25 protein-coding genes are annotated in these 22,167 nt (G+C 47.1%); 15 read left to right on the forward strand and 10 right to left on the reverse strand.

The window, feature by feature from the left end:
* Positions 1–10: 10 nt before the first annotated feature.
* From C7R93_RS23400 to C7R93_RS23430, 7 genes are all read right to left on the reverse strand, one after another.
* The gene (locus C7R93_RS23400; protein ID WP_106841068.1) at positions 11–1,426 is read right to left on the reverse strand and encodes a hypothetical protein; all 1,416 of its coding nucleotides are present in this window, start codon (positions 1,424–1,426) and stop codon (positions 11–13) included.
* Between the two features lie 48 nt (positions 1,427–1,474).
* Positions 1,475–2,086, reverse strand: coding sequence for an S-layer homology domain-containing protein (locus tag C7R93_RS23405; RefSeq protein WP_106841069.1), 612 nt, complete (start codon positions 2,084–2,086; stop codon positions 1,475–1,477).
* Between the two features lie 12 nt (positions 2,087–2,098).
* Complete coding sequence (locus C7R93_RS23410) at positions 2,099–5,413, reverse strand: hypothetical protein (protein ID WP_106841070.1); 3,315 nt, start codon at positions 5,411–5,413, stop codon at positions 2,099–2,101.
* 59 nt (positions 5,414–5,472) lie between these two features.
* The gene (locus C7R93_RS23415; protein WP_244191643.1) at positions 5,473–5,703 is read right to left on the reverse strand and encodes a hypothetical protein; all 231 of its coding nucleotides are present in this window, start codon (positions 5,701–5,703) and stop codon (positions 5,473–5,475) included.
* 98 nt (positions 5,704–5,801) lie between these two features.
* Positions 5,802–6,206 (reverse strand): hypothetical protein, encoded by a 405-nt coding sequence (locus tag C7R93_RS23420; protein ID WP_106841072.1) that lies wholly within the window; start codon positions 6,204–6,206, stop codon positions 5,802–5,804.
* Between the two features lie 168 nt (positions 6,207–6,374).
* Positions 6,375–7,226, reverse strand: coding sequence for a hypothetical protein (locus C7R93_RS23425; RefSeq protein WP_106841073.1), 852 nt, complete (start codon positions 7,224–7,226; stop codon positions 6,375–6,377).
* Between the two features lie 104 nt (positions 7,227–7,330).
* The gene (locus tag C7R93_RS23430; RefSeq protein WP_106841074.1) at positions 7,331–7,762 is read right to left on the reverse strand and encodes a hypothetical protein; all 432 of its coding nucleotides are present in this window, start codon (positions 7,760–7,762) and stop codon (positions 7,331–7,333) included.
* Positions 7,763–7,896: 134 nt separating this feature from the next.
* Between C7R93_RS23430 and C7R93_RS23435 the strand changes: the two genes are divergently transcribed.
* The 14 genes from C7R93_RS23435 to C7R93_RS23495 all read left to right on the forward strand — a co-directional run bounded on the left by C7R93_RS23435 (position 7,897) and on the right by C7R93_RS23495 (position 17,466).
* Positions 7,897–8,151 (forward strand): hypothetical protein, encoded by a 255-nt coding sequence (locus C7R93_RS23435; protein WP_106841075.1) that lies wholly within the window; start codon positions 7,897–7,899, stop codon positions 8,149–8,151.
* A gap of 89 nt (positions 8,152–8,240) precedes the next feature.
* Entirely contained in the window at positions 8,241–8,501 is a 261-nt protein-coding gene (locus tag C7R93_RS23440) for a hypothetical protein (protein ID WP_106841076.1), read from the forward strand.
* 92 nt (positions 8,502–8,593) lie between these two features.
* Entirely contained in the window at positions 8,594–8,761 is a 168-nt protein-coding gene (locus C7R93_RS30410) for a hypothetical protein (protein WP_017249762.1), read from the forward strand.
* Between the two features lies 1 nt (position 8,762).
* Complete coding sequence (locus C7R93_RS23445) at positions 8,763–9,011, forward strand: hypothetical protein (protein ID WP_106841077.1); 249 nt, start codon at positions 8,763–8,765, stop codon at positions 9,009–9,011.
* Between the two features lie 68 nt (positions 9,012–9,079).
* Complete coding sequence (locus C7R93_RS23450; RefSeq protein ID WP_106841078.1) at positions 9,080–9,634, forward strand: RNA polymerase sigma factor; 555 nt, start codon at positions 9,080–9,082, stop codon at positions 9,632–9,634.
* 35 nt (positions 9,635–9,669) lie between these two features.
* On the forward strand, positions 9,670–10,089 hold the full coding sequence (locus C7R93_RS23455) for a hypothetical protein (protein ID WP_106841079.1): 420 nt from the start codon (positions 9,670–9,672) through the stop codon (positions 10,087–10,089).
* A 4-nt stretch (positions 10,090–10,093) separates the two neighbouring features.
* Positions 10,094–10,669, forward strand: coding sequence for a dTMP kinase (locus tag C7R93_RS23460; protein WP_106841080.1), 576 nt, complete (start codon positions 10,094–10,096; stop codon positions 10,667–10,669).
* A complete protein-coding gene (locus C7R93_RS23465; RefSeq protein WP_106841081.1) occupies positions 10,663–11,244 on the forward strand; it encodes a lytic transglycosylase domain-containing protein in 582 nt (193 codons plus the stop codon). Before C7R93_RS23460 ends, C7R93_RS23465 begins: the two co-directional genes overlap by 7 nt.
* Before the next feature lie 22 nt (positions 11,245–11,266).
* Entirely contained in the window at positions 11,267–12,073 is an 807-nt protein-coding gene (locus C7R93_RS23470; RefSeq protein ID WP_106841082.1) for a sigma-70 family RNA polymerase sigma factor, read from the forward strand.
* Positions 12,074–12,148: 75 nt separating this feature from the next.
* The gene (locus tag C7R93_RS23475; RefSeq protein ID WP_106841083.1) at positions 12,149–13,123 is read left to right on the forward strand and encodes an aldo/keto reductase; all 975 of its coding nucleotides are present in this window, start codon (positions 12,149–12,151) and stop codon (positions 13,121–13,123) included.
* 134 nt (positions 13,124–13,257) lie between these two features.
* Entirely contained in the window at positions 13,258–14,754 is a 1,497-nt protein-coding gene (locus C7R93_RS23480) for a spore germination protein (RefSeq protein ID WP_106841084.1), read from the forward strand.
* A gap of 51 nt (positions 14,755–14,805) precedes the next feature.
* Positions 14,806–16,014 carry a Ger(x)C family spore germination protein gene (locus C7R93_RS23485; protein ID WP_106841085.1) on the forward strand — a complete coding sequence of 403 codons (1,209 nt, stop codon included), beginning with the start codon at positions 14,806–14,808 and terminating at the stop codon, positions 16,012–16,014.
* A 68-nt stretch (positions 16,015–16,082) separates the two neighbouring features.
* Entirely contained in the window at positions 16,083–16,316 is a 234-nt protein-coding gene (locus C7R93_RS23490; RefSeq protein WP_106841086.1) for a hypothetical protein, read from the forward strand.
* A 37-nt stretch (positions 16,317–16,353) separates the two neighbouring features.
* Positions 16,354–17,466: a GerAB/ArcD/ProY family transporter gene (locus C7R93_RS23495; RefSeq protein ID WP_106841087.1), complete on the forward strand. Its 1,113-nt coding sequence runs from the start codon at positions 16,354–16,356 to the stop codon at positions 17,464–17,466.
* 75 nt (positions 17,467–17,541) lie between these two features.
* Here C7R93_RS23495 and C7R93_RS23500 read toward each other — a convergent pair whose 3' ends face one another.
* The gene (locus tag C7R93_RS23500; RefSeq protein WP_106841088.1) at positions 17,542–19,041 is read right to left on the reverse strand and encodes an IMP dehydrogenase; all 1,500 of its coding nucleotides are present in this window, start codon (positions 19,039–19,041) and stop codon (positions 17,542–17,544) included.
* A gap of 111 nt (positions 19,042–19,152) precedes the next feature.
* On the opposite strand from C7R93_RS23500, the gene C7R93_RS23505 reads away from it, so the two are divergent.
* Entirely contained in the window at positions 19,153–19,947 is a 795-nt protein-coding gene (locus C7R93_RS23505; RefSeq protein WP_244191645.1) for a GNAT family N-acetyltransferase, read from the forward strand.
* A gap of 33 nt (positions 19,948–19,980) precedes the next feature.
* On the opposite strand, the gene C7R93_RS23510 is transcribed toward C7R93_RS23505, so the two are convergent.
* The gene (locus C7R93_RS23510) at positions 19,981–21,390 is read right to left on the reverse strand and encodes a sensor histidine kinase (RefSeq protein ID WP_106841089.1); all 1,410 of its coding nucleotides are present in this window, start codon (positions 21,388–21,390) and stop codon (positions 19,981–19,983) included.
* Positions 21,387–22,088 (reverse strand): response regulator transcription factor, encoded by a 702-nt coding sequence (locus C7R93_RS23515; protein ID WP_106841090.1) that lies wholly within the window; start codon positions 22,086–22,088, stop codon positions 21,387–21,389. The genes C7R93_RS23510 and C7R93_RS23515 overlap by 4 nt, the downstream gene beginning before the upstream one ends.
* Positions 22,089–22,167: the final 79 nt, after the last annotated feature.

A 22,167-nucleotide genomic window follows, 5' to 3' on the forward strand; every position in this document is an offset into this window, starting at 1 on the left:
AAAACACCTCCTATTTAAACCGTTCCAGGGACCATTTTCGAAAGCGATTCAAAAAAGAGACGGCCTGTGCCCGGGTGAGCAGCGAGTAAGGCATGAACCATTTTTCTTTCTCTTCCGCGTTGGATGACGATACCTCGTACATATGATTGACGACAGCGGCTCCATCGACGAAATTGTTGATCGCAATTCCTTCGATCAAGTAATCTCCGTTGCCAAACCGCTCGTCTTCCATAGAGAGGACGGATGGTGCCCACCATGAAGGCTTGCTGCCCGCCATCCCACCGTTTAGCGCAATTTTTTCCCCGGTGTTGCTGTTGTACATATATTTTTCGCGCCCGACATCTTCAAAACGGGTGCTCGTCTCTTTGACATACAAGAAATGCACGTTTTTACCTGCCTCAAGCGGCATGTTAAACAGTACCGTATGATCATCAAATTCTTGATAGTCCGAGCTTTTCACCGTATTTCCATCCACTTTGACGGCAAGCAGCTTTTTGCCCGCTGGATAGGTACCGTTCAGACGAAAAACACGTTGCCCCTCGTATGCCGAGTGGGATTCATCCAGCCGCTGTGTGGGAGGCTGTGAATCCGTAAAGCGTTGGTAAAAGGAGCGCCGAAGCCGGTCAATGAGCAGAAAAGCCTCTGCCCGATTGATGTAGGCGTTGGGAAAGAAGCGGTCATTTCTCCAAACGCCAGAGCTTTTCACTGAAAAATATCCGCCTCGCATAAACAGAGCACCGTTTTCGTAGCTGTTGTAGATGAAGCGCACCTGTACGCCGTTTAGATTGTAAGGAAGGTAAATCGTGGCTCCAGGAGCAGGACTGACCATGTAGACGTCTTGCTTGAGTCCGATATATTTTTTGGCGAGGTCTTGGGCAGGTGTCGATTTCCATTCTTCTTCCGGCACATCGATTCGCTTCAAGGAGCGTCCATATGCGTACAAATACTCATTGAATTGGCGGCTAAACGGATTGTAGAAATACGTGTCTCCATTATCAAGGCGTTTGTTCGGGTAAGCGAAGGAAGAGGAATTGGGGGAAATCGGTTTGCCAAAACGGTCCAAGGCAGGCTTGCCGAAGCTGGAAAACGCAACAACCGAGTTGGCAGATGGTGCGTAATACAGCTCGACGTCCGTTTTGTTCGGGTCTGTTTGATTCGGCCGAATTTCTTTGAAAAGGGTTTGCGTGCCATCAATATAGACAAAGACGGGGTTATCTGCACTCGGTGTCAATTTGGCTGCGAGCGTAAATACTTTTTGTCCGATGGAGCCCTTTTGTTCCTCATACAAGTAAGGAGCATTGCTTTCAAAGGAGCCATAAGCAATTCCTTGAATGAACGGTTCTCCGTCAGCCATCAAATAATTGCTGGCCTCCATTACTTCATTAAAAAACCAGTCTTTTTCATTCACATCAGCCCAGCTGATCATTTTCATCACCTCCTATATAGAGTAGACAGAAACCCGGAACAGCCTTAGCTATTCACGAATCATCCGTTCTACGAGCCGCCTTGTCCGATTCAAAAAAGCAATAAATTCGGCGCGTGTCACAAAATCGTTGGGGCGGAAGTAAATGACGGGCTTTCCGTCACGGGTAATGACTGTGATCAGCCCAAGATCGGCCATTTCCTCGATGTTTTTCTGCGCCCAATGCCCCTCGATATCTTGAAACTGGAACCGTGATTCGCGCTCGATCGAGTCTTTTTTGATGAGGATTAGATCGACAGTTACGCTGTAGCGCCGTCCTGCCTCAAGCACATGGGGGGTGATGGATTCTGCGCTTCCGAGGAAAATGCTTCCCTTTTCATCGTAAAACTTGTGGGTCCAGCCTGCGTAGCTCAAGTAATGGTTGTACGATTCCTTGTCTGGAAAAAGTAAGGTCAATGAACACTGGTAGCTGCTAAAGCCGGAGTGGTGGATGTGCGAGGGAGCGTTGATGATTTTGATTTCGCGCAAGGAAGGCTGGGGACTTGGCGGAGCATATGGCTCGATGAGTCGGGCGTTTACTTCGATAAACTCAAAGCCTGTATCGACGAACAGCTTTTTTTTGTAGCGCTGATTAGCAGTGCCAAAGGCGTATTGTTGGGTCATCGTTGTACCTCCTTACAATCTCGTGTAGCTCGTGGCGATGCCGGAGCGGACTTGTTGGCTCAATTCGGTAGAAAGGCTTGCTTGTGTACTGCGAACGGCTTCGCTGACGGTCGAGCCGATGCGTTGGAGGTCAGCTTCTGTTCCACTCATTTTGTCGATGGTAATGTTCACGTTGCTGCCGCCGCCATAGGTAAGGTCGTAGGTGTTATGTGTTGCATTTGCGGTTTGCATACCCCAGTAGGTAAGCGGCTGCAAGCCGTCGGGCATGTTGAAGGTTCCTTTGGTGGGCTGCTTGGACATATGCAGGGATACGAGATTGTCGTACTTGGCTTTTTCGAGACCTTTTTTAAAGCTTTCGATGTTTTTCTTGTGTGTTTCGTTATTTTGGTTCTCTGCCAAAAGACGATCCATTTCAGAACTCGTCGCATCAAAAGTCTCATTGATACTGCGTAAATATTCGTCATCTAGCTTCTTTACTACTTCAGAATTTGCGCTGTGACCAGCTAAGATTGCTTTGTTCCTGTCAATGGAGTGTTGAAGTTCTATACCTTCCAGATCAGAGCTTAACTTGTCCTTCGCGGATTCAATTTTGGTGCTGGCTGTATGGTTGGTTTTATCGAGGTTATTTTTGGCGATAGAAGCATCTAAATTAGCGATTACTGATTCTACTATCCCAGAGGCATCTGTACCCTTAGGGATTTTCGCTAATACCGTTTTAAAATAGGCTAAGTGTTCATTCTGTTTCGTATTAATACCACTGTAGTAGTCATCATAAGCTTTCAGCATTTCTGGAGAATCTTCGGATTTACCTTGTTCTAGAAGAGTTGCCTGCGTTTTCTCTAATTTGGCTTTTAACTCGCCTTCCGCTAAAGAGAGTTTTTCCAGGTGATACCCAACGACTTCTTTGCCATGTTCGAGTGTCTTGACTTCATCCCATGAAGGTAGTGGAGTATCGTCCAGTTTGTATCCATCTCCATCAACATCAATAAGTTTAGAGTGCTTTTCTTTCTCGTTATTCTTTTTAATCTCGGATTTGACATTTTCAAGCGTGAGTTGAGCTTCCTTGTCTCCTAGCTGAAAGCTATTCTCCAACTGTTGTTTGAGTTCAGGACCATCATATTTGTAAGCAGCTTCTAAAGCGTTATAGTAATCGCCCCATGAAGGAGCAGTGCCACCCATGAAGTTGATCAGACCATCTGTAATACCAGAAGCAGCGGTACCGGCAAAAAATAAATGCTTTAAACCTGGAGGCATTTTATCAAAATTATTGATGTCAGCCACTAGACCTTTTTGATTTTCTAAGGCTCTGCTTTGTCTCTGGGTATCGGACATAAACATAGGCTGCAACCAATCTTTGTTAAGACTGTCCAGTAGAGTAAGTGCCGTAACACCGATGGCTATGCCAGGGATACCTTTACCTAACTTTACGATGTTTTTTAATCCTTTTCGCCAGCCTGGTACACCCTTAGCTGCATCATCGACAGCCGTTGAAGCAGCTTTGCTGGCTTTGGATGGAGCTTTCGGAGTGGAGTCTGACTCATCCGTATCGCTCGCCTTTTCGGCAGATTTCAATCTATATTTAAATTTGGATTTAGGTTTAGATGCAGAATCGGATTCAGATTCAGATTCTTTCTCATCCTCCTTCTTTTTGCCTTTGAAGTACTTTTCCCGTATCTTCGTCTTGAAATCACCCGAGAACTCCTCAAAAAGAAGAGCAGCGACAGGGGCGAGTCTGCTAGCGGTAGAGGATGAACTGCTTGCGGCTGCAGCCGCGGGAGCAGCCTGAGGACCCGTTGCGGCATTCGGAGGTTTGGGTACAGCCGTGGACAGTGCTTCTGTCAATTCCTTCAAGGCTTCCCGTGTTTTCTGGAGTTGTTCCTCCTGCTGTTTTAAATCGCTTGTCATGTCCGTGATCTGCTGGTCGGTCGTGACAGACGTATCAGCAAGGGCACGCAGCTTCTCATCCAGCGAAGAGACGGAAGGAATTAAAGAGGTAATCGTACTCTGCAATCCACCGAATGCGCGCTGTACCAAAAGGATTCGGCTGGTGAGCAAATGTGCCTGACGCTCTACATCGCGCATCTTCCGTCTGAGCAAATCCAACTGTTCAAGCAGCTTTTTCTCTTCCGCAATCAATGCCTTTAACAATCGATCATTGTACGGATACAGCTCTTGTACCCTTTTCTGTTCCAACCTGTTGCGAATCAATCGAGTGCGGCTAGCCTGATAGGAGGACAGATTTTGCAATTGCCACGACTGGATTTCCATCGCTTCTTGTGTAAAGGGAGAAGAGGATTGACCAAGCATTGTGGTAACGCGTTCTTGTCTTCGCTGCTCACTTCCTTCATGAAGATTGCGCCGGGCTTTGACGTAGGCAGCTTTTCCTCCGTATTGATCCGTAGCATTTTTAAACAGACGAACAGCAAGCGTTAATTGGCTCTGGCTTTCTCGCATGCGCTGAAGTAGGTGGACCAAAAGAGTAGGAAAGCTCCCTGGCTGATTTTTAAACAGATCAAATGCTTCAAGGGATGCTGACTGCCAAATGGTTTGCATCTGGTTTTGGGGAGCAAGAGGGTCATCTGGTAACAGAGCTGCTTTCTCCCGAATATCGGCTACAGTTGCATGCGGGTCATTGGATTTGCGAGAAGACGTATAGTAGGCTCTGGTTACGTCTTCAAGGCTGACGGCATGTGTTAGCGCGATATCCCGCAGGTCTTGTTTGACTCCTGTTCGCAAGTATTCGCGCAAACCAAGTGCTTCTTCTTCCACTTGTTTTTGATCCGTCGTTCGTCCTGAAACGCGTGCCTGCGCCAAATCCATCATGTTTGTATCTTTGAACAAAAAATTACGCTCTGCCCTCTTTAACAGGCGGTTCAAAGATTTCGCTGACTCCCAATTTTCGATATCCATCGAGTTGATAAGCGTGTGAAGGCCGCTGCTCATCATGTTTCGCAACACATCTACAGCAGCATCTTCCCATGCTTGTGGACGAAGGGTGTTTCTTGTGCCGTAGGACTTTTCTGTTCTTTTAACGGGAGCATCAGGAAAAGTAGCGAAGCGGAACGGGGAAATGGCTCCTGTACTTACGGATTGCCGGGAAGCAGGAGCAGCATGGGAAACAGGCTGAGACACGTACTTACGGGAAAAGCTGAGCGGCTTCGACTCAATGTCGCGAATAATCTGGCGCAATTCATACAGCTGCTGATGCATGGCTTGAAAAAATGGTGTAGCTTGCTGGGCTCGAAATGGGGATGCCGGCTGTTCTACAGAACTCCGTGCAGCACTCGTTATGGAGCGGAGGGCATCGGTCAAGCGTTGAGTTTCCATGAATATCACCTTCCTCAAAAGAAAAATCCCGTTCTGGTCTTAGAATAGACAGAAACGGGTTATAGACCACCTAACACTTTGCCAAGTACGGCAATATCGTCTTCGGAAATTTCCTGATAGTCTTGCGAGTTGGAGGCATGGGGAGAGTTGGCAGCAGAATTCGTTCCCTGTCTTCTCAAGAAAGGAAGTCCCATGCGCGTCTCTACCTCAAATTGAATATATTTGTTCACTCTCTTCATTAATTCTGCTACTTGGGGAAGGGTGTACTCCCAAATATCCCATTTCTTCAATCCACAGTCCTTATGGAGATGAAAAAATAGATCGCCCCAATCAAGTGGCTCACCAGATTCCATATCGCGAATGGTGGAACTGTCACCCTCGCCACTCTCTACTTTTTTAAGCCGTTTAGACCAATTAAAATGTTAATAAGCTTTTTGGCCGTCTCCAAATCACAATGTTCATCCAAGTACTCGCGAGTGACTGTAGGGTAGTTGCGGAAGCCCAGAAGCAGGATATCGAATAAATCTTCTTCTTTGTTTTCGAACGGGAGAAAATTGAGAATGATCGCATCGATATGGATGGTTCCCAGCTTTTTCATCAGGATTCGGGCATCTTTTAAGGTCACAGGCGGAATCCGGTAGGCTTTGCCGTCACGCAGCATGATTTCACTATCATCTTCAAAGAAAATAGCTTCTACCAGATCAGCATCCTGCTGTTTTTTGATACGTTCTACAGCTTCCTGGTTCATCATTTCTGCGTGTTTTTTTTCCAGATCTTCTTGGTGGTTTAGCATGGAAAAATCCCTCCTTGTACAATCCGAGAAATCATCAGTAAAATTTATCCACTTGCTGAATGTGATTTCGTTCGCTATGATTCGTTGTAAGTTATTCCCTTTTTAAAAGAGCAAGGCAAGAGCGAAGAGCATGATGCCCTCCACTCAGCCTGCTTAACCTCGAAAGATTTACACTTTTTTGGTCGATACGAAGCGTTTCACACTGCCTAGCTTGCCATCTGCTCGCTCTGGATCAATAACGGACAAGGAAATAGCGGAAGTGCTGGCTGTGGAACGTGCCGCATCGATCGAGAAGCTGCCTTTTGCCATGCAAGAGAACAGCTCTGTTTCAATGCCTGCATAGGTTCCGTCCTTTTGCAGGAAGGAGCCGTGATGGACGACATGAACAGGGAATGGTACTTCATCCATCAAAATATCGACTACGTCTACGGTTTCGATTCGCTGATAGTTGAAGGCCACATCTTCATTCACGAGGGCTGGAGAGAAGATGAGACGAGTTTTATTTTCACTGCCATCCTTGAAAGTATCCACCATGAATTCGTCAGCTTTTGGAGCAGCAGACGTGCTCAAGCTAACTTGTTTCAAAAGACGATTGCTATTTTTCAGACGAACAGCAAATCCGCCGCCATTGAAGAGGGTACCGCCAAAGTCAACTTCACAAACACCAGCGTCGCCTGTGGATGCAGAACGATCCAGACTACCAGCTGTGACTGCTTTTTGCTCACCCAGCACATACACATAGTCGCTCTTTTGTTCTTGCAGCTTGGAGCCCATCATGAGCTCAAGCGCAGCCAGATCAAATTTGGCATCCGTTGCGGTAATCTCAATGCTTTTTGATTTGACGAGAGTGTCAATGGCGAAGAGTCCATCGCCGCCAAAGATATCCTCCATTTCAACATTCATGTCAATTTTCAGGTCCTGCATATTACCAAGCGTAATGACTTCGACGCCATTTCCATCTTTGGAAGCGCGTTTGGCAAGAAATTGACCGACACCTTTGATAATCATTTTTTTAGACAATGAAAGTCACTCCTTCTAGATAGGGAATTTGGGTGTTGTTGCTGAATCGTGTGGAACGGGAATCGCGATCAGCTTGTCATAGGATAGACGGGGTTTTGAAATGTCTAACAAACTTGCAAAGTAAACTTCGTGATCAGCGTGAAACAGTACGCAGAGGAATGGCCCGTATCGGATTCCTGCTGCGAGACAACATACGTGTCCAAACCTTCTATTCCATTCATCGATAAGCTTTTACCGTCTAAGAGATGGAAAAGGCGGCTCGCGATTTGATGCGCCAGCTCGACATCATCAGGTGTGAGCACATCTAATCTGAAAAAGCTGGTGAGAAGGAGAGGATTGTCGGTGTCGCGCTTTCCGGAGGTTGCGTAGAAGGAAAGGAGAGGCTTCGACACCTCAGATAGCTGAGCGAGCTTTCTTTGCTTGATAAGCTGCCTGGATAAGGAGTCCTTGTCTTCTGGAGCAATTCCTAGTAATGCGAGTAACTGGCTATCCGTAGATAGTAATTCATAGAGATGATGATAGAGGTCGACAACCACGAATGATTCACCCCCTTTTGCTGAGAATTTTTGGAACAAAATAGGCTCCTTCTACGTTCATAGGTTAGACCGATGAGGAAGATGTCTCCCGTGGAATACATATTCAGTCATAAAAAAGCCAGGAGGTCAAAACATTGCGAAGTGAAATGATACAAATCATCATTCAACAGACCAAGGAAAAAGTTTCTGCGAAAACGCTTGAAGATCATGAAGCTGTTGTAGGGATTATGGCGATGGCCAAGAACTACACGCTGAATGAAGAAAGTGTGCGTACAATTATTCACGAGGTTTTTGATGGAGATAAGGAGCGAATGGCAAAGGCATTGACAGTAGCCAGCCATTTCATCGATGAAAGTATGATTCAAAAAATCATTTCAGATGTACAGTAAGCCCGCACAGCGGGTTTTTTCTTTTTGGAGGGAGAAACTCATTCGAAACGGTCTATTCTATCTCAAACGAAAAAAAGTGAGGGATAAGAATGAGAGATTCCAAAAAAGCCGTATTGTATATCGTAAGTATTGCTGCTTTAGCTGAATTTCTACTAGGAGAGGATATCGATCGCGAAGGCTGGGAGGAGCTCAGTGACGCGCTTGGTATGGTAGGAATGGATCTGAACGAGGTTTTCGCAGAAAACGATTCCTTGCTGCTTGGATTTCAAAAAGTTTGTCAGGAATTTGGGAAGATGAATATAACAGAGGAAATGATTGAGGAACTATACGTAGAGGACCAGCTGGAATAAACAGCTGGTTTTTTTTTATTTTCAAAATCCGCTTAATGCATCGCAAATCGCTTCGTATAGATTCGACAAGAGGCAAAAGGAGGGGAGAAACCATGTTATATCAGATTAGTTTTTCGGCAGATGGAGAGCAGGTGCAGGTCATGAAATATACTTCGACCCAAGACACCCCCATAGCCGTTTTGGAAGAGTTCTTTCGCGAGCATGTCCAAGTAAATCCAGAGTCCCTGAAAGGAATCGGGATCGTCAGGATCGGTGGATAGCATGGCCTGTCAAGGATGTGATTACGAAAAAGCCTGCCAAAAGAAAATGAAAGTCAATGACATCGTGATGTCAGCAAAGGAACAGGATGTCGTGCCCATGACTTGTCGTTGTGTGGTTCATGACATTTGCCGCGATTGCCAATGGTACATCAAGCGTCAGTGTGCGTCATGGAAGATTTTGAATGGAAAAGCATTCACGGCCGGTACCCTGCAAACTTGTCCGAAAAAAATTTTGAAAGCTGGTTGCTAAATCCCTCCTCAAATTACCTAGTGTGATAGAGCCACTGTGAATAGGAGCATGAGGAGGGGATGAAGTACATGACAGATCAACTTCACCAGATGGACGAATTATTTCTCGCAGGGAAAGTCGATGATTTTTTGCAGAAGGCAAAGGAAAACTGTGAAGCCAAGCTGACCGGGATGACGTTTGCTGGAATGACCCATGATGATGTCGTTCAAGAGGTTCTCTTAAAAGTGTATCGCACGATGAAGGATTACGATCAGGAAAAAGCTAGAGTGACTACCTTTGTCGATCATGTGATTACGAATAAAATTCGTGACTGCTTGCGGAAAGCCGGCACGCAAAAAAACCTGACAAACAGTAATGCGGTTCTTGTCTCTAGTGGAGATGAGGATGAAGAGGAAACGATGATCAGCCGTATTGCTGCTCCGAGTGAGGAGTATCGATACGAGGAAGTAGAAATGATGATCGACATCATGGAGTATATGAAGCTGTCCACGCGAGACAAGCTGATTCTCCAGATGAGAAGCGAAGGCTATTACCATGAGGAAATCGGCCAGAAGTTCAATATCAGCAAGGAAAGAGTGTGTCAAATCATCAAAGCGATTATGAAGCAGTACGGTGAGCTGTAGACATACACAAATAATCGGAAAAGGAATGATCCAGCATGGCAGTTTTGTTGAAAAAGATGAATGAGGAATTGACCGAGGAGCTCTCCCATCAGGTCATTGGAAAATATGTACACGTTCCTACCAATATGCACACAACCCCTACAGCCGAAGGTGGAGAAGAAGAGGTAAATATTTGGTTTGGCGGTTGCGTAGCGGGAATTGAAAAAGCGGTCATTGCCTTCGATTACGAAAAGCAGGAGTTTCGTGAGGAGCCGTTGACCTACACTAACTTTTTACTGACCGACGGTATGGGATACACGGTGAACCGACTCCATTCCGAGATTTATGAGATTACAAAGGAAGAATTCGAGCAAATGCTAGCAGATCACCTAGCTACTCAGGCTGCTGAGCTCGAAGCTGAGAAAAAGCTTCGTGAAGCGTCTGAAGAAATCTCGACGAATGAGGAGTCGATGTAACGCCATGAGACAGCCCACGATTGTCGCTTTCGAAGGAATTGACGCCAATGCGAAGGAAGCTCAGGCGGCGTTACTAGAAGAAAATTTGAGAGGCCTCGGATATAAAGTGAAAAGAGTATCGTTTCCGCGTTTAGATACCCCAATCGGAGCGGTCATTGGCATGTGGCTTCGCTGCGAAATTGAGCTGGATGAGAAAGCGGTAGGAAAGCTTTTTGAAGCGGATTTTCTGGACTATCAGCGAGAAATGGCGAGGATTTCGAAGGAGAACGTTGATTTCATCATCATTGATCATTACGAACTGTCCAATTATTACTACTTCTATATGAAAGATACTCCCCTATCTTGGTATGCCACGATGAGTGATTTGACGAAGCGACCCGATGCAACCTTTTTTCTGCGAACCGAAGTAGATGCGAATAATGCCGTGCTGCTAAAGGTGCAGGAAGCCTATCTTTCCCTTGCCAATGCCTCGCGCCGGTCAGTGCATACGCTGGATACGTCAATCGGGGTGGAAAAAATGCAGAAAAACATTCTGCAAGCAGTCCATCAGCTACATCTGAAAAAGCGAGTTACGTGCTAACAAAGCTAATCGGCATTGTAGCTGCGGTGTTCATTCCCGCAAATGCTGTACTGCCAGCCGTAGAAAAGGGGCTGTCGGAAATTCATCCTGTGGTGAAACTGGCCAGGGACACAGATAGGCAGTTGCATAGAAAAAAGGAGCTTGCAAACGTAATCACACATGCTGCACCGAGACTAGATATTGCTACAGTCGAGCTTTATACAGAAACGATTTATGCATTATCCAATCAATACGAAATAGACCCGGTTTTGATCATGGCGATGATTTGGCAGGAGAGCCGATTTCAGCACGACGCGATTTCCGGCAAGGGCGCAAGAGGATTATTACAAATCATGCCGCGCACAGGAAGCTGGCTGGGAGTTAACCCTGATGACCTGTTTGATCCAGTGATCAATCTACATACGGGTATCAAGTACTTGGATCTCTTGCAAAAGAAATATGGAAACCTTCGTTTAAGTATCATCGCTTATAACCAAGGCGAGGGAAATGTCGACCGAAATCGTTATCACGATGGCTACTATACAAAAGTCATGACCCATTACAAAAAAATGAACCGCTTATTAAGAGAATCTTGAGGATAGGCTGGGAGGAGGTATTATGAGTGAGCATGCCATGTTCGTAAAACAGAGAGTTGGCAAGAATAAAGAACAATACTCCTTGTATAACATGGAGAATATTCGCCGCTGCAAGGAAGATAGTGAGTATCTGGGTGAAGTCATACTCGCGAATGAAGAGCTCATTTGGCATTCTGTGCACAAATATATTGGAAAGCCGGAGACATTGGTGAAGCAATATTGCTTGGAAAAAGCAGATATCTTGCAATTGGGGAGAATGGGAATCATCAAGGCTATCAAAGCCTTTGATATAGCAAGAGGCGTGAAGTTTTCGTCCTTTGCCGTCATCACAATTGTGAGGGAGATCAACTGCTTTTTGCGAGATAGCGGACATATTGTACGGCCGACTAGAACGGCAACAACGATTCTCCAACAGATAAGTAAAATAGAAGCAGACCTAGGATATCTCCCTACAATGGAAGAACTGTCCGAACTGTTGGGTGAAAATGTGGAACAGATCAAAAAAGCACTGGATGTCGGTAGACCTGTGAAGTATTTACAGGAGCCATACATGAATGGATCCGCTTCAAGCAATGAAGCTACCACCGCTATGGATGTCTTAAAGGACGAAGGACGAGACGTGGAAGAGTACGTGCTGGACAAGCTATATGTGGCTGCAATGCTTACGCAACTGCAAAATCAAATCTCATCAAAAGAGTGGCAAGTCCTGCAATTAAGGATGTCAGGCTACAATCAGACGCAAACGGCAGACTTTTTAAATGTATCCCAAATGTGTGTATCAAGAACCATGAAAAAAATTCAGAATATTTCGAAAAGCAAACTTCCCTAATCTTATTTTTCAATCCCCACTTCAATAGGAGATAATGGAAGAGCACTCCTATTATGAAAAGAGGTCGATCACAATATGAAATACTACCGACTCGGTGGCAGTGGATTGAAGGTATCGGCATTGGGATTAGGCACGAACTCATTCGGAGGGCGTGCGGATGAGCAAACGTCTGTAAACATCATTCATACCGCAATCGAAAACGGAATTACCTTTATTGATACGGCGAATATTTATACGCAAACAGAATCGGAGCGAATCATCGGGCTGGCGCTTACAGGGAAGCGGCACGAGGTCGTTTTGGCGACCAAAGCTGGTTTGGTAAAAGGCGAAGGACCGAATCAGAGAGGCTCATCGCGCTACCACCTAATGCTGGAGCTGGAGAACAGCTTGAAGCGTTTGCGCACGGATTATGTGGACTTGTATCAGATTCATACGTTTGATCCAGAGACACCTTTGGAAGAAACACTCCGGGCACTTGACGATATGGTTCGATCCGGGAAGGTGCGTTACATCGGGGCTTCCAACTATGCGGCTTGGGAATTGATGAAGGCGATTGGCATCAGTCAGCGGGAAGGGCTGAATCGTTACGTATCGACGCAGGTGAGCTATTCACTGGCAGATCGGACACCCGAGCGTGAACTCGTACCGCTTTGTCTTGACCAGGGGGTGGGAATCATTCCGTACTTCCCGCTTGCTGGTGGAATTTTAACAGGCAAATACACCTCCGCAGAACAGGCCCCGGCTGGTTCGCGGGCGGACAAGGAGCCGCGTTTCGTCCGGTTGCTGAGCGAAGACAAGCTGGAGTTTGGACGTAAAATCAGTCAGGTAGCAGCGGGTATTGGTGTATCCTCCAGTGTGCTGTCCTTGGCTTGGCTCATGCACAAGCCAGCTGTCTCTTCGGTGATCGTGGGCGCGACCAGTGTCGAGCAGCTTACGGATAATTTGCAGAGTGCATCCGTGGAGCTGGATGAAGCGACCTTGGCAGAGCTGGACCGCTTGAGTGACGCGTACCGAAACGGGGAACCATTTGCTGTTTATCGTTTGCCGTAACAATGATGACAGTTGTCGATTCATACAGCCAGTCCCAAAGCCTCCTATTAAGGGGGCTTTTTTGTGTTCAGCATAGACCTCAGAGCCATGAGGGATAGTAAACATATCCCGAACTGGAAAAAGAGTGATTCAAAATGATCCAAGGAAAACAAGCTACGCCATTTCTTTTCTCGTTGGACGAAAATCTGGAGAAGGTGAAGCGAGAGCTGGGCAACAGCACGGATCTTGTGACACGCCAAGTGCGTTTAGAAGCTGTCGATCAGATGCAGGTGGGGATTTTGTACACCGAGGGTCTGGTCGACAAAAATATGATTAGTGGCTTCATGGAGTCTCTCATGCTTCATGCCAGGAAAAAGGACTTCCCCACAGAAGCCGATCCATTGATGCTGATGAAGGACTTCTTGCTCACGATCGGTGGAGTGGAAGAGGTATACGATTTTGACCATTTGTTCGATGCGATATTGACGGGGGATACCGTTATTTTGGTAGATGGGTATTCGTACGGCTTTATTGCGAATACGAAGCAGTGGGAAGATCGTGGTGTTCAGGAGACTTCCGTGCAAACGGTGGTCCGCGGTTCCAGAGAAGCGTTTTCGGAAAACCTCCGAACCAATACGGCTTTGGTGCGTCGGCGGATCAATAATCGCAATCTTTGGTTGGAAACCATGCAGATCGGGGACATGACACAGACCAAAGTCGCTGTGATGTATATAAAAGGAGTCGTGCAGGAAAGCGTAGTGACAGAAGTCCGAGAACGCTTGGGGCAAATCACGATCGACGGTATTTTGGAGAGCGGAAACATCGAAGAAATGATTCAGGATCATACATTCACGCCGTTTCCGACCGTTTACAATACAGAGCGCCCCGACTCGGTGGCAGCCGGGCTGTTGGAAGGGCGCGTCGCCATTCTGGTGGACGGTACACCGATTGTCTTGTTGGTACCAGCTGTCTTTGTCCAATTCTTTCAGTCCTCCGAGGACTACTACATGCGTGCGGATTTTGGGATTCTGCGTATTTTGCGTCTCATTTCTTTCTTTATTGCTTTGCTCGCGCCATCCCTTTATGTTGCCGTTACGACCTTTCATCAGGAAATGCTGCAGACTAACCTGATCATGAGCATTGCAGCCCAGCGTGAAGGTGTGCCATTCCCGGCAGCAGTGGAGGCGCTGTTGATGGAATTTACCTTTGAAATGCTGCGAGAGGCAGGGGTACGTATGCCGAGGGCGGTGGGATCAGCGATTTCCATCGTGGGAGCACTCGTGTTGGGTGAAGCAGCCGTACAGGCAGGGCTTGTTTCACCTGCTACCGTTATCGTCGTTTCGATTACAGCGATCACCAGCTTTGTCTTCCCTTCCTTTTCCATGTCCATTCCGATTCGGCTATTGCGGTTCGGGTTGATTGCACTCGCCGCCAGCTTTGGTCTGATCGGCGTATTTGTGGGGATGATTGCTTTGTGCATTCACCTGTGCACCCTACGTTCGTTTGGTGTCCCCTATATGGCACCGCTTGCCCCAATGAATTTGGCGGACCAAAAGGATACGCTGCTTCGTCTGCCGATTTGGATGATGCATACGCGTCCTCATTTTTTGCGACAGAAAAACAGCGCCAGGGAACGACAAAGTAAAATATAGCGCAAGTATCGTGCTGATGTGAGGATAAATCGAAGCCGAGGTGGAGACGGCATGAAACGAAAAGGTGTGTTCCTCCTGGCCCTGGCTCTGGCTTTTCTCGTTTTATTGACAGGCTGCTGGAACCGCAGAGAATTGAATGATTTGGCGATCGTCATGGGTATGGGTATTGACAAGATAGACAAAGAGTATGTGATTTCCGCCCAAATCGTCAATCCGGGAGGGGTAGCGTTAAAGGAGAGCGGGGGGATGAGCCAATCACCTGTTGCCACTTACAGCATACGGGCAGCAAGCATTTTTGAGGGAATCCGAAAAATGACAACCGGGACGCCGAGACGGCTGTACTTTTCCCATATCCAGGTGCTGATTTTGGGAGAGCAGATAGCGAGAGAAGGGACAAAGGAAGTGCTGGATTTGTTATTTCGCGATCATGAGGTTCGGCCCGATTTTTATGTCATTCTTGCCAAGGATGCAACAGCACTGCAAATCCTCAGCATGATCGACCCATTGGAAAAAATTCCGGCGACGAAGCTCTATAAAAGCTTGGAAACGGCAGAGAGTGCCTGGGGATCGATTGTCTCCGTCCAATTAGATGAATATATAGCGGATTTGTTAGGAGAAGGAATTGAGCCAGTGTTGGTAGGTATTACGCTAAAAGGGAGGGTACATACGGGGACTTCCAGTGTGAATTCCCAAAAAGAGAGCCAGTCAGCGCTGTTGAGGTACCATGAAATCGGTGTCTTCAAAGAAGACAAGCTGCGAGGGTGGTTTAACGAAGAGGAAAGCATCGGATTCAGCTACATCACAGACAGGGTGGACAGTACAGTTGAAGAAATTCCTTGTGATAAAAACAATAAAATTGTCATTGAGATCATCCGAAACAAAACAACTGTCAGCGGCAAGGTAGAAAAAGGCAAACCACAAGTGGAAGTGAGCATTTCCGCAGAAGGCAATGTAGGCGAGGTAGCATGCAAAAAAGATTTGTCCGATCCCCAAACCATGTACAAATTGGAGGCTGACGTAGAAAAGCAGATCAGAGAGAAAATTTTAAGCGCCATCCATAAAGCGCAAAAGCAATACCGAGCGGATGTTTTCGGATTTGGGCAGTCGATCTACCAAAATGACCCCAAAGGGTGGGAAAAGGTAAAAGAGGATTGGGATTCTCAGTTCTCCAACGTGAAAGTGAAAATCAAAACAGACGTGAAGCTCAGGCGGACAGGAAAAGTGGGCAATTCGTTTATTCCTTTCATGAAAAAGGAGTAGGGCATAACTTTTTCCATCCATGGAAATGGTAAAGGTAATGCTTCGAAAAAGTAGGTGCGTGGCACACCATGTGGACCATCATAATGATTTTGATGATCAGCCTACTCATTGCCCTCTTTGAGGTGCCTTATTTGAGAAGGAACGCGATGAACAAGGAAATGCTGGTTTTCTTCATTTTGCTTGTAGTGGGGACGGGACTTAGCATAGCCGAATCGCTTGAGGCGAATATTCCGAACCCGTTGGACTGGATCACATTTGTCTATAAACCATTCAGCGACTTCATTTTGGGAACTGTGGAATGAAGCAGTAGCCAGCAGCGAGGCGGGGGAGCGAGAGGAATTGATAGACAACGGTCATATTAGCGCAAGGCAATTCATGATACTCGCGGCGCTTTTTGGGATTGGTGATGCGATATTGTACGTACCATCACTTACTGCTATCGCTGCCAAGCAAGATGCCTGGATCTCCGCCCTCATAGGGTGGGGGGAAGGCTTTCTTTTAACCTATCTATATGTTTCGCTGAGCATGCGGTATCCGAACAAGTCGATCTTTCAGTACAGTGAGGATATATTGGGGAAGTGGCTGGGGAAAGCGGTGGCTGTGTTGTTCATCAGCTATTTTTTCATCGACGCTTCGCTCATGCTGATGGAGATTGGCGATTTTGTCACGACGCAGATTATGCAGGAGACCCCCATTGAAATTATTCTTGTCCTTTTTATGGTGATTATCGTGATGGGGGTCCGCAGTGGAGCAGAAGCCTTTTCTCGGGTGAGCGAGCTGTTGTTTCCGTATTTTCTGTTGCTGTTTACTATCCTGATTGCGTTTATCTCCCCTCAGATCAAAATAGAAAATGTGAAGCCCGTGCTTGCGCATGGAATCGCTCCTGTATTCGGGGGGAATTTCCGATACCTGGGTTATTTGCTGGAATCGGTCATTCTGATCGTGATGTTTCCCTTGGTAAAACGGCCAGCGCGTGCGGCCAAAGCTTATATCTTGGGCAACCTTTTGGCTAATTTCTTCCTGACGATCATTACTGCTGTGGCAATCTTGGTCTTGGGTGCCGATTTTACCGTACTGCTCGCCTATCCAAGCTACACACTTGCGCAAAAAATCAGTATCGGCAATTTTTTTGAGCGAATAGAAGTGTTGATGGCCGTTATCTGGTTTATCACGCTCTTTGTCAAAATTACCATTTGCTATTATGCGACCAACTTGGGAATCGCATATACACTGGGGCTACGGGATTACCGCCATTTGACACTTCCATTGGGGATGATCATGATCGTGGTGGCATTGGCGACGATGCCTAACCGCCCTTATTTTGACTCGTTCGTTTCGGACATTTGGATGCCGTATTCGTTGACGTACGGTTTGTTTTTGCCCATTCTCTTGCTGATTGTGGGGGATCTGAAAAAGCGTTATGAAAAACGGTCTGAACAGGGAACGATGTGACACTTCCTATAAATAAAAGAAACAGTCTGCTAGAACATTGCAGACTGTTTCTTGCTTACTCACGAATCAATTGTCTTACTCGGCAGCCATGCTGCTTTCTTTCAAGATAACGTCATGTGCGCCGCCTTCTACCAGGCTAGTGGCGGAGATGACGGTGATTCGCGCTTTTTGCTGAAGCTCTGAGATGGAGAGCGACCCGCAATTGCACATGGTCGATTTGATTTTACTCAAGGTACGGTCTATGTTCTCGCGCAGGCTTCCCGCGTATGGTACGTAGGAGTCTACGCCTTCTTCAAAGACAAGACTGCTTTTGCCGCCAGTGTCATAGCGTTGCCAGTTGCGAGCGCGGTTGGAACCTTCTCCCCAGTACTCTTTCACGAAGTTGTTGCCGATCTTCACTTTTTTGGTCGGGCTTTCGTCGAAGCGAGCGAAGTAACGTCCCAGCATGACAAAGTCTGCGCCCATAGCCAAAGCAAGAGTCACGTGGTAGTCATGTACGATTCCACCGTCGGAGCAGAGCGGAACGTAAATGCCTGTTTCCTTGAAGTACTCATCGCGGGCAGCTGCCACTTCAATGAGGGAAGAGGCTTGACCGCGCCCAATTCCTTTTTGTTCGCGGGTAATGCAGATGGAGCCGCCGCCAATCCCTACCTTGACGAAATCGGCGCCCGATTCCACGAGGTAGCGGAAGCCTTCCTTATCGACGACATTGCCTGCACCGATGGGAACATTGAAGTTTTCTTTTACATATTGAACCGTCTCGCGCTGCCATTCGCTGAAGCCGTCGGAGGAGTCGATGACGAGAATATCAACGCCTGCTTCCACCAATGCCGGGACGCGCTCTTTGTAGTCCTTTGTATTGATACCGGCACCTACAATATAGCTCTTGTTCGCGTCCAAGAGGGACAGCGGATTGTTTTTGCGAGAATCGTAGTCCTTGCGGAAAACGAGGAAGTCGAGATTTTGATTATCATCTACAATTGGCAAGCAGTTGAGCTTGTGCTCCCAGATCAGGTCGTTGGCTTCGGAGAGCGAAATGCCGGATTTGCCATAGATCAGCTTCGAGAATGGTGTCATGATGTCGCTGACGAGTTTGTCCTGAGAGTCGCGGCTGATACGATAATCACGACCCGTTACGATTCCGAGCAGCTTGCCTTTTGCCGTACCATCTTCGGTAATGGCAACGGTGGAGTGACCTGTCGCTTCTTTCAATTCCAAAATATCCTTCAGCGTATGGCTTGGTGTCAGGTTGGTGCGGCTAACGACGAATCCAGCCTTGTAGCCTTTTGCTTTGCGAACCATGGTTGCTTGGCTCTCGATGGACTGGGAGCCAAAAATAAACGAAATACCGCCACATCTAGCCAATGCGACCGCCATATGATGGTCGGAAACTGCTTGCATGACTGCGGATGAGAACGGTATGTTTAGTGTGATGGCAGGCTTTTCACCTTTTTTATACTTGGTAATCGGAGTGGATAAGTCCACATTGTTTGGTGTGGATTCTTTTGTGGTGAGATTTGGCAACAACAAAAACTCATTAAACGTCCGAGATGGTTCTGTGTAATAATAAGCCACGATTCGCTCCTCCTAGTTGGTCTCGATTTTTAGAACTGCCTCTTTTTTAGAGAAATTTTTACCATGTTAACCGCGAAGCACGACAACGTCAATAGGGAATCGATAGAAGGAGTGAATTCTTTGCTAAAATTGCGAACAGGTCATGAACAACGCCAGCTTTTGGAACAAATTTCGTTAGAAGATTCGTACATTTTGTACGGAAATATGTACTTGCGAACGGACAGGAGCGTCGTCGTAACGGATAGCGTCCAAGGAGAGTTGAGGGCCATCGGGTCTTACTTGAAGGGGATGCCGTTTCACGCGTTTTCTCTTCATGTGGTAGCGGGCGAGGGAAATTACGAGATGGAGCCGATGCTCTCGTATATGAAAGAAGTGCTAGATGGCAGCTTACCAGATGGACAAAAGGGCGTGATTGCACTAGCGGAGCCTAGCACAAATCGCGTACAAATTCCGAATATACTCGCTACACGTACCATGCATTTGATGAAACTAATAGATCCGGAGCGGCTTTTGCCTGTGGGACAATCACGAATACTGGAATTATCCGAAGCACAGATCGTGGAGAAAATGGCGGCAGAGCTCGGCATGATTAGTTTTCGGGCGGAGGAAATAGCAGAAATGCCACACATCGCGCTCTTTTCTGAAGGTGGCGAGCCAATGGCCGTAGCAGGCTTTCACGTCTATGATGAAGCCTACGTAGAAATCGGGAACATTGGCACATCTGTTCATCATCGGCAAAAAGGGCTGGGTACGCAAATCAGCTCAGATATTTCCCGGATTGGACTGGAGAAGTCTGCGAATGTCTATTTGGTTGTCTTTGCAGATAATCCCATGGCGATACACGTGTATGAGAAGCTCGGATTTGTCACGGTATCTTCCTACGCGTTTATTGAATTTCTCCTTTAGAATAGAAAAAGAGAGGACAAGTGTCCTCTCCTATCAGTTCAATCGACCTTTAAACTCAACAGGTACAATCATCGTAAAGCAAGGTCCATCTGGATCGTTGCGGGCATCGATCGTCCCTTTATGTGCTTCCAAGACGGCACGGGCAATAGCGAGTCCAAGCCCATGCTTGCCCGACTTTCCTTTGCGGAAACGCTGGAACAAATTCGGCAGCAGTGCCTCCTCAATGGGTGGCCCATCATTAGAGATCGCGACAATGACGCTTTTTCCCGCATGTCTTCCTGTGATGGTAAGTCGGCTTTTGGCGTAGCGCAGTTGATTCTCCATGATATTGACGAAAGCAGTGCTCAATTGCTCGCCGTCTCCCTCCACGATCAAGTCGGCTGCCAGATTTAATTCCCACTCGATTTGCGGGTTGAGCACGGAGAGTCGCTGCTTCAACAGGTGCATCATTTCTGACAGGTCGACGCGGTCGACTTGCATCATTTGGGAGACAGACTCGATCTTCGTGATATACAAGAGCTGTCCGACGACCTTTTCGAGGCGCTTGCTCTCCTCCATGATGATGGAAAGCCCTTTTTCAGCTTGAGGCCCTTGGAAGACGCCTTCTATGAGTCCTTGCGTGTATCCTTGAATCGCCATGATCGGTGTTTTGAGCTCATGGGAAATATTTTGGACAAAATGTTGCTGCGACTCGTCGTATTCCTTCAGTTGGTTTTTCATCATATCGAATGAGCGGGCGAGCTGTCCGATCTCATCGCCGCGATCCATCGCAAGCGGGATATCGAACTGACGACGAGCGATCTTTTTGCACAGCTCTTCAAGTGTGCGTAGCGGTCTGCTCAAATACCCGCTAAACCACACGGCCAACAACCAGCTTACGATCAACAGCAGACCAAACACGAACAAAAACTGACGTGTCAAAATCGAGTTGATCTGATTGAGCTCCTGTTCCTTGGAGAAGAGCACCATGTAGTATGGGAAGCCGTGGTAATCCATTTTTTTGCTGACGAACAAATAGCTCTCGGCTCCACGGTCCAGCGAACCATGCTGGAGCTTGTTGCTTGGATACGAGGCGGCTTGTCGGAACAATTCCTTGGCATCCTCGTACGGAATGCGGCCATTGCTTCGGCTGCCCAGCTCTCGTCCGTTTTCGGCATAGACGATCATATCAAATGAGTACTCATAGCGTTGGAGCAAGAGCTGTAAAAAGTAAGGGGCCGCAGCCGGGACAGGCAGCAGCTCGTTATGCTCATTGAAGGAGATATGCTCAGATAATGTGTAAAACTCTTCTTCCAAGAGAGAGTAAGTGTTGGATACCAGATACTGTTTGACAGCCAGTGGATACCCGATGCCAAGGCCAACCCCGAGCACGCTTGTCAGGATCATGAACAAAATGAGGATTTGCCTGGAAATCGGCAGGTTTTTCAGCCGGAATTTGCTCATATACGCGTCATTCGGTAGCCGAAGCCATAGACCGTCTCCAATGGAAACTTGGGCATTTTTTTGCGGATGCGCTTCACCAAGTCATCGACAGCCCGATCTGAGCCAATGTAGTCTTCCCCCCAGATGGAGGTCAGAATCTGCTCGCGGTTTAAGGCCAGGCCCTGATTGTGCAAAAGGTAGACAATGAGCTCGAATTCTTTTGTGGTTAAATCAATGAGATCGTCGCCTTCTTTTACTTGTCTGCCTTTTTCTGAGATCATATAAGGATCAACCGTTACCCAATCTTGGAAAGTTTGGGTAGAGGAAGCAGTGGCACCGGGCTTCTCATAAGTGCGCTGTAGCAGCTTTTTCGCACGGATGACCAGTTCGCGAGGGAGAAAAGGCTTCGCCAAGTAGTCGTCGCTGCCCAGCTCCAGTCCGATGATTTTATCGACATCCTGATCGCGAGCGGAGATGAAGATGATCGGGACATTCGACTTTTCGCGGATAAGACGCAAGAGCTCATAGCCGTCGATGTCGGGCATCATGATGTCCAATATCCACAAATGTGGCTGTGTGTCTTCATCAAGTAACGGCAATACGTCCTTGCCATTAGAAAACGCTTTCACCTGCAATCCAGCACTTTGCAAATACGATTGCAGCAACTCCAACAGGTTCGTTTCATCGTCCACCAGATAGACGAGGTAGGGGGTATTCATAGATTTTGGCCTCGCTTTGCATCTGTTTTATACCGTTATTGTAGCATAGCCAAAAACAAGATGTGTGGCACGGGCGTAT

Source organism: Brevibacillus fortis (assembly GCF_003013395.1).
Lineage (GTDB): Bacteria > Bacillota > Bacilli > Brevibacillales > Brevibacillaceae > Brevibacillus > Brevibacillus fortis.

Excerpts from the sequence above, each read along its gene's own strand:
- C7R93_RS23485 (WP_106841085.1), top strand. The coding sequence starts at position 14,806 with ATGAAACGAAAAGGTGTGTTCCTCCTGGCCCTGGCTCTGGCTTTTCTC.
- C7R93_RS23510 (WP_106841089.1), bottom strand. The coding sequence starts at position 21,390 with ATGAGCAAATTCCGGCTGAAAAACCTGCCGATTTCCAGGCAAATCCTC.
- C7R93_RS23445 (WP_106841077.1), top strand. The coding sequence starts at position 8,763 with ATGGCCTGTCAAGGATGTGATTACGAAAAAGCCTGCCAAAAGAAAATG.
- C7R93_RS23490 (WP_106841086.1), top strand. The coding sequence starts at position 16,083 with ATGTGGACCATCATAATGATTTTGATGATCAGCCTACTCATTGCCCTC.
- C7R93_RS23460 (WP_106841080.1), top strand. The coding sequence starts at position 10,094 with ATGAGACAGCCCACGATTGTCGCTTTCGAAGGAATTGACGCCAATGCG.
- C7R93_RS23420 (WP_106841072.1), bottom strand. The coding sequence starts at position 6,206 with ATGCTAAACCACCAAGAAGATCTGGAAAAAAAACACGCAGAAATGATG.
- C7R93_RS30410 (WP_017249762.1), top strand. The coding sequence starts at position 8,594 with ATGTTATATCAGATTAGTTTTTCGGCAGATGGAGAGCAGGTGCAGGTC.
- C7R93_RS23410 (WP_106841070.1), bottom strand. The coding sequence starts at position 5,413 with ATGGAAACTCAACGCTTGACCGATGCCCTCCGCTCCATAACGAGTGCT.
- C7R93_RS23455 (WP_106841079.1), top strand. The coding sequence starts at position 9,670 with ATGGCAGTTTTGTTGAAAAAGATGAATGAGGAATTGACCGAGGAGCTC.
- C7R93_RS23400 (WP_106841068.1), bottom strand. The coding sequence starts at position 1,426 with ATGATCAGCTGGGCTGATGTGAATGAAAAAGACTGGTTTTTTAATGAA.
- C7R93_RS23480 (WP_106841084.1), top strand. The coding sequence starts at position 13,258 with ATGATCCAAGGAAAACAAGCTACGCCATTTCTTTTCTCGTTGGACGAA.
- C7R93_RS23440 (WP_106841076.1), top strand. The coding sequence starts at position 8,241 with ATGAGAGATTCCAAAAAAGCCGTATTGTATATCGTAAGTATTGCTGCT.
- C7R93_RS23470 (WP_106841082.1), top strand. The coding sequence starts at position 11,267 with ATGAGTGAGCATGCCATGTTCGTAAAACAGAGAGTTGGCAAGAATAAA.
- C7R93_RS23475 (WP_106841083.1), top strand. The coding sequence starts at position 12,149 with ATGAAATACTACCGACTCGGTGGCAGTGGATTGAAGGTATCGGCATTG.
- C7R93_RS23405 (WP_106841069.1), bottom strand. The coding sequence starts at position 2,086 with ATGACCCAACAATACGCCTTTGGCACTGCTAATCAGCGCTACAAAAAA.
- C7R93_RS23515 (WP_106841090.1), bottom strand. The coding sequence starts at position 22,088 with ATGAATACCCCCTACCTCGTCTATCTGGTGGACGATGAAACGAACCTG.
- C7R93_RS23450 (WP_106841078.1), top strand. The coding sequence starts at position 9,080 with ATGACAGATCAACTTCACCAGATGGACGAATTATTTCTCGCAGGGAAA.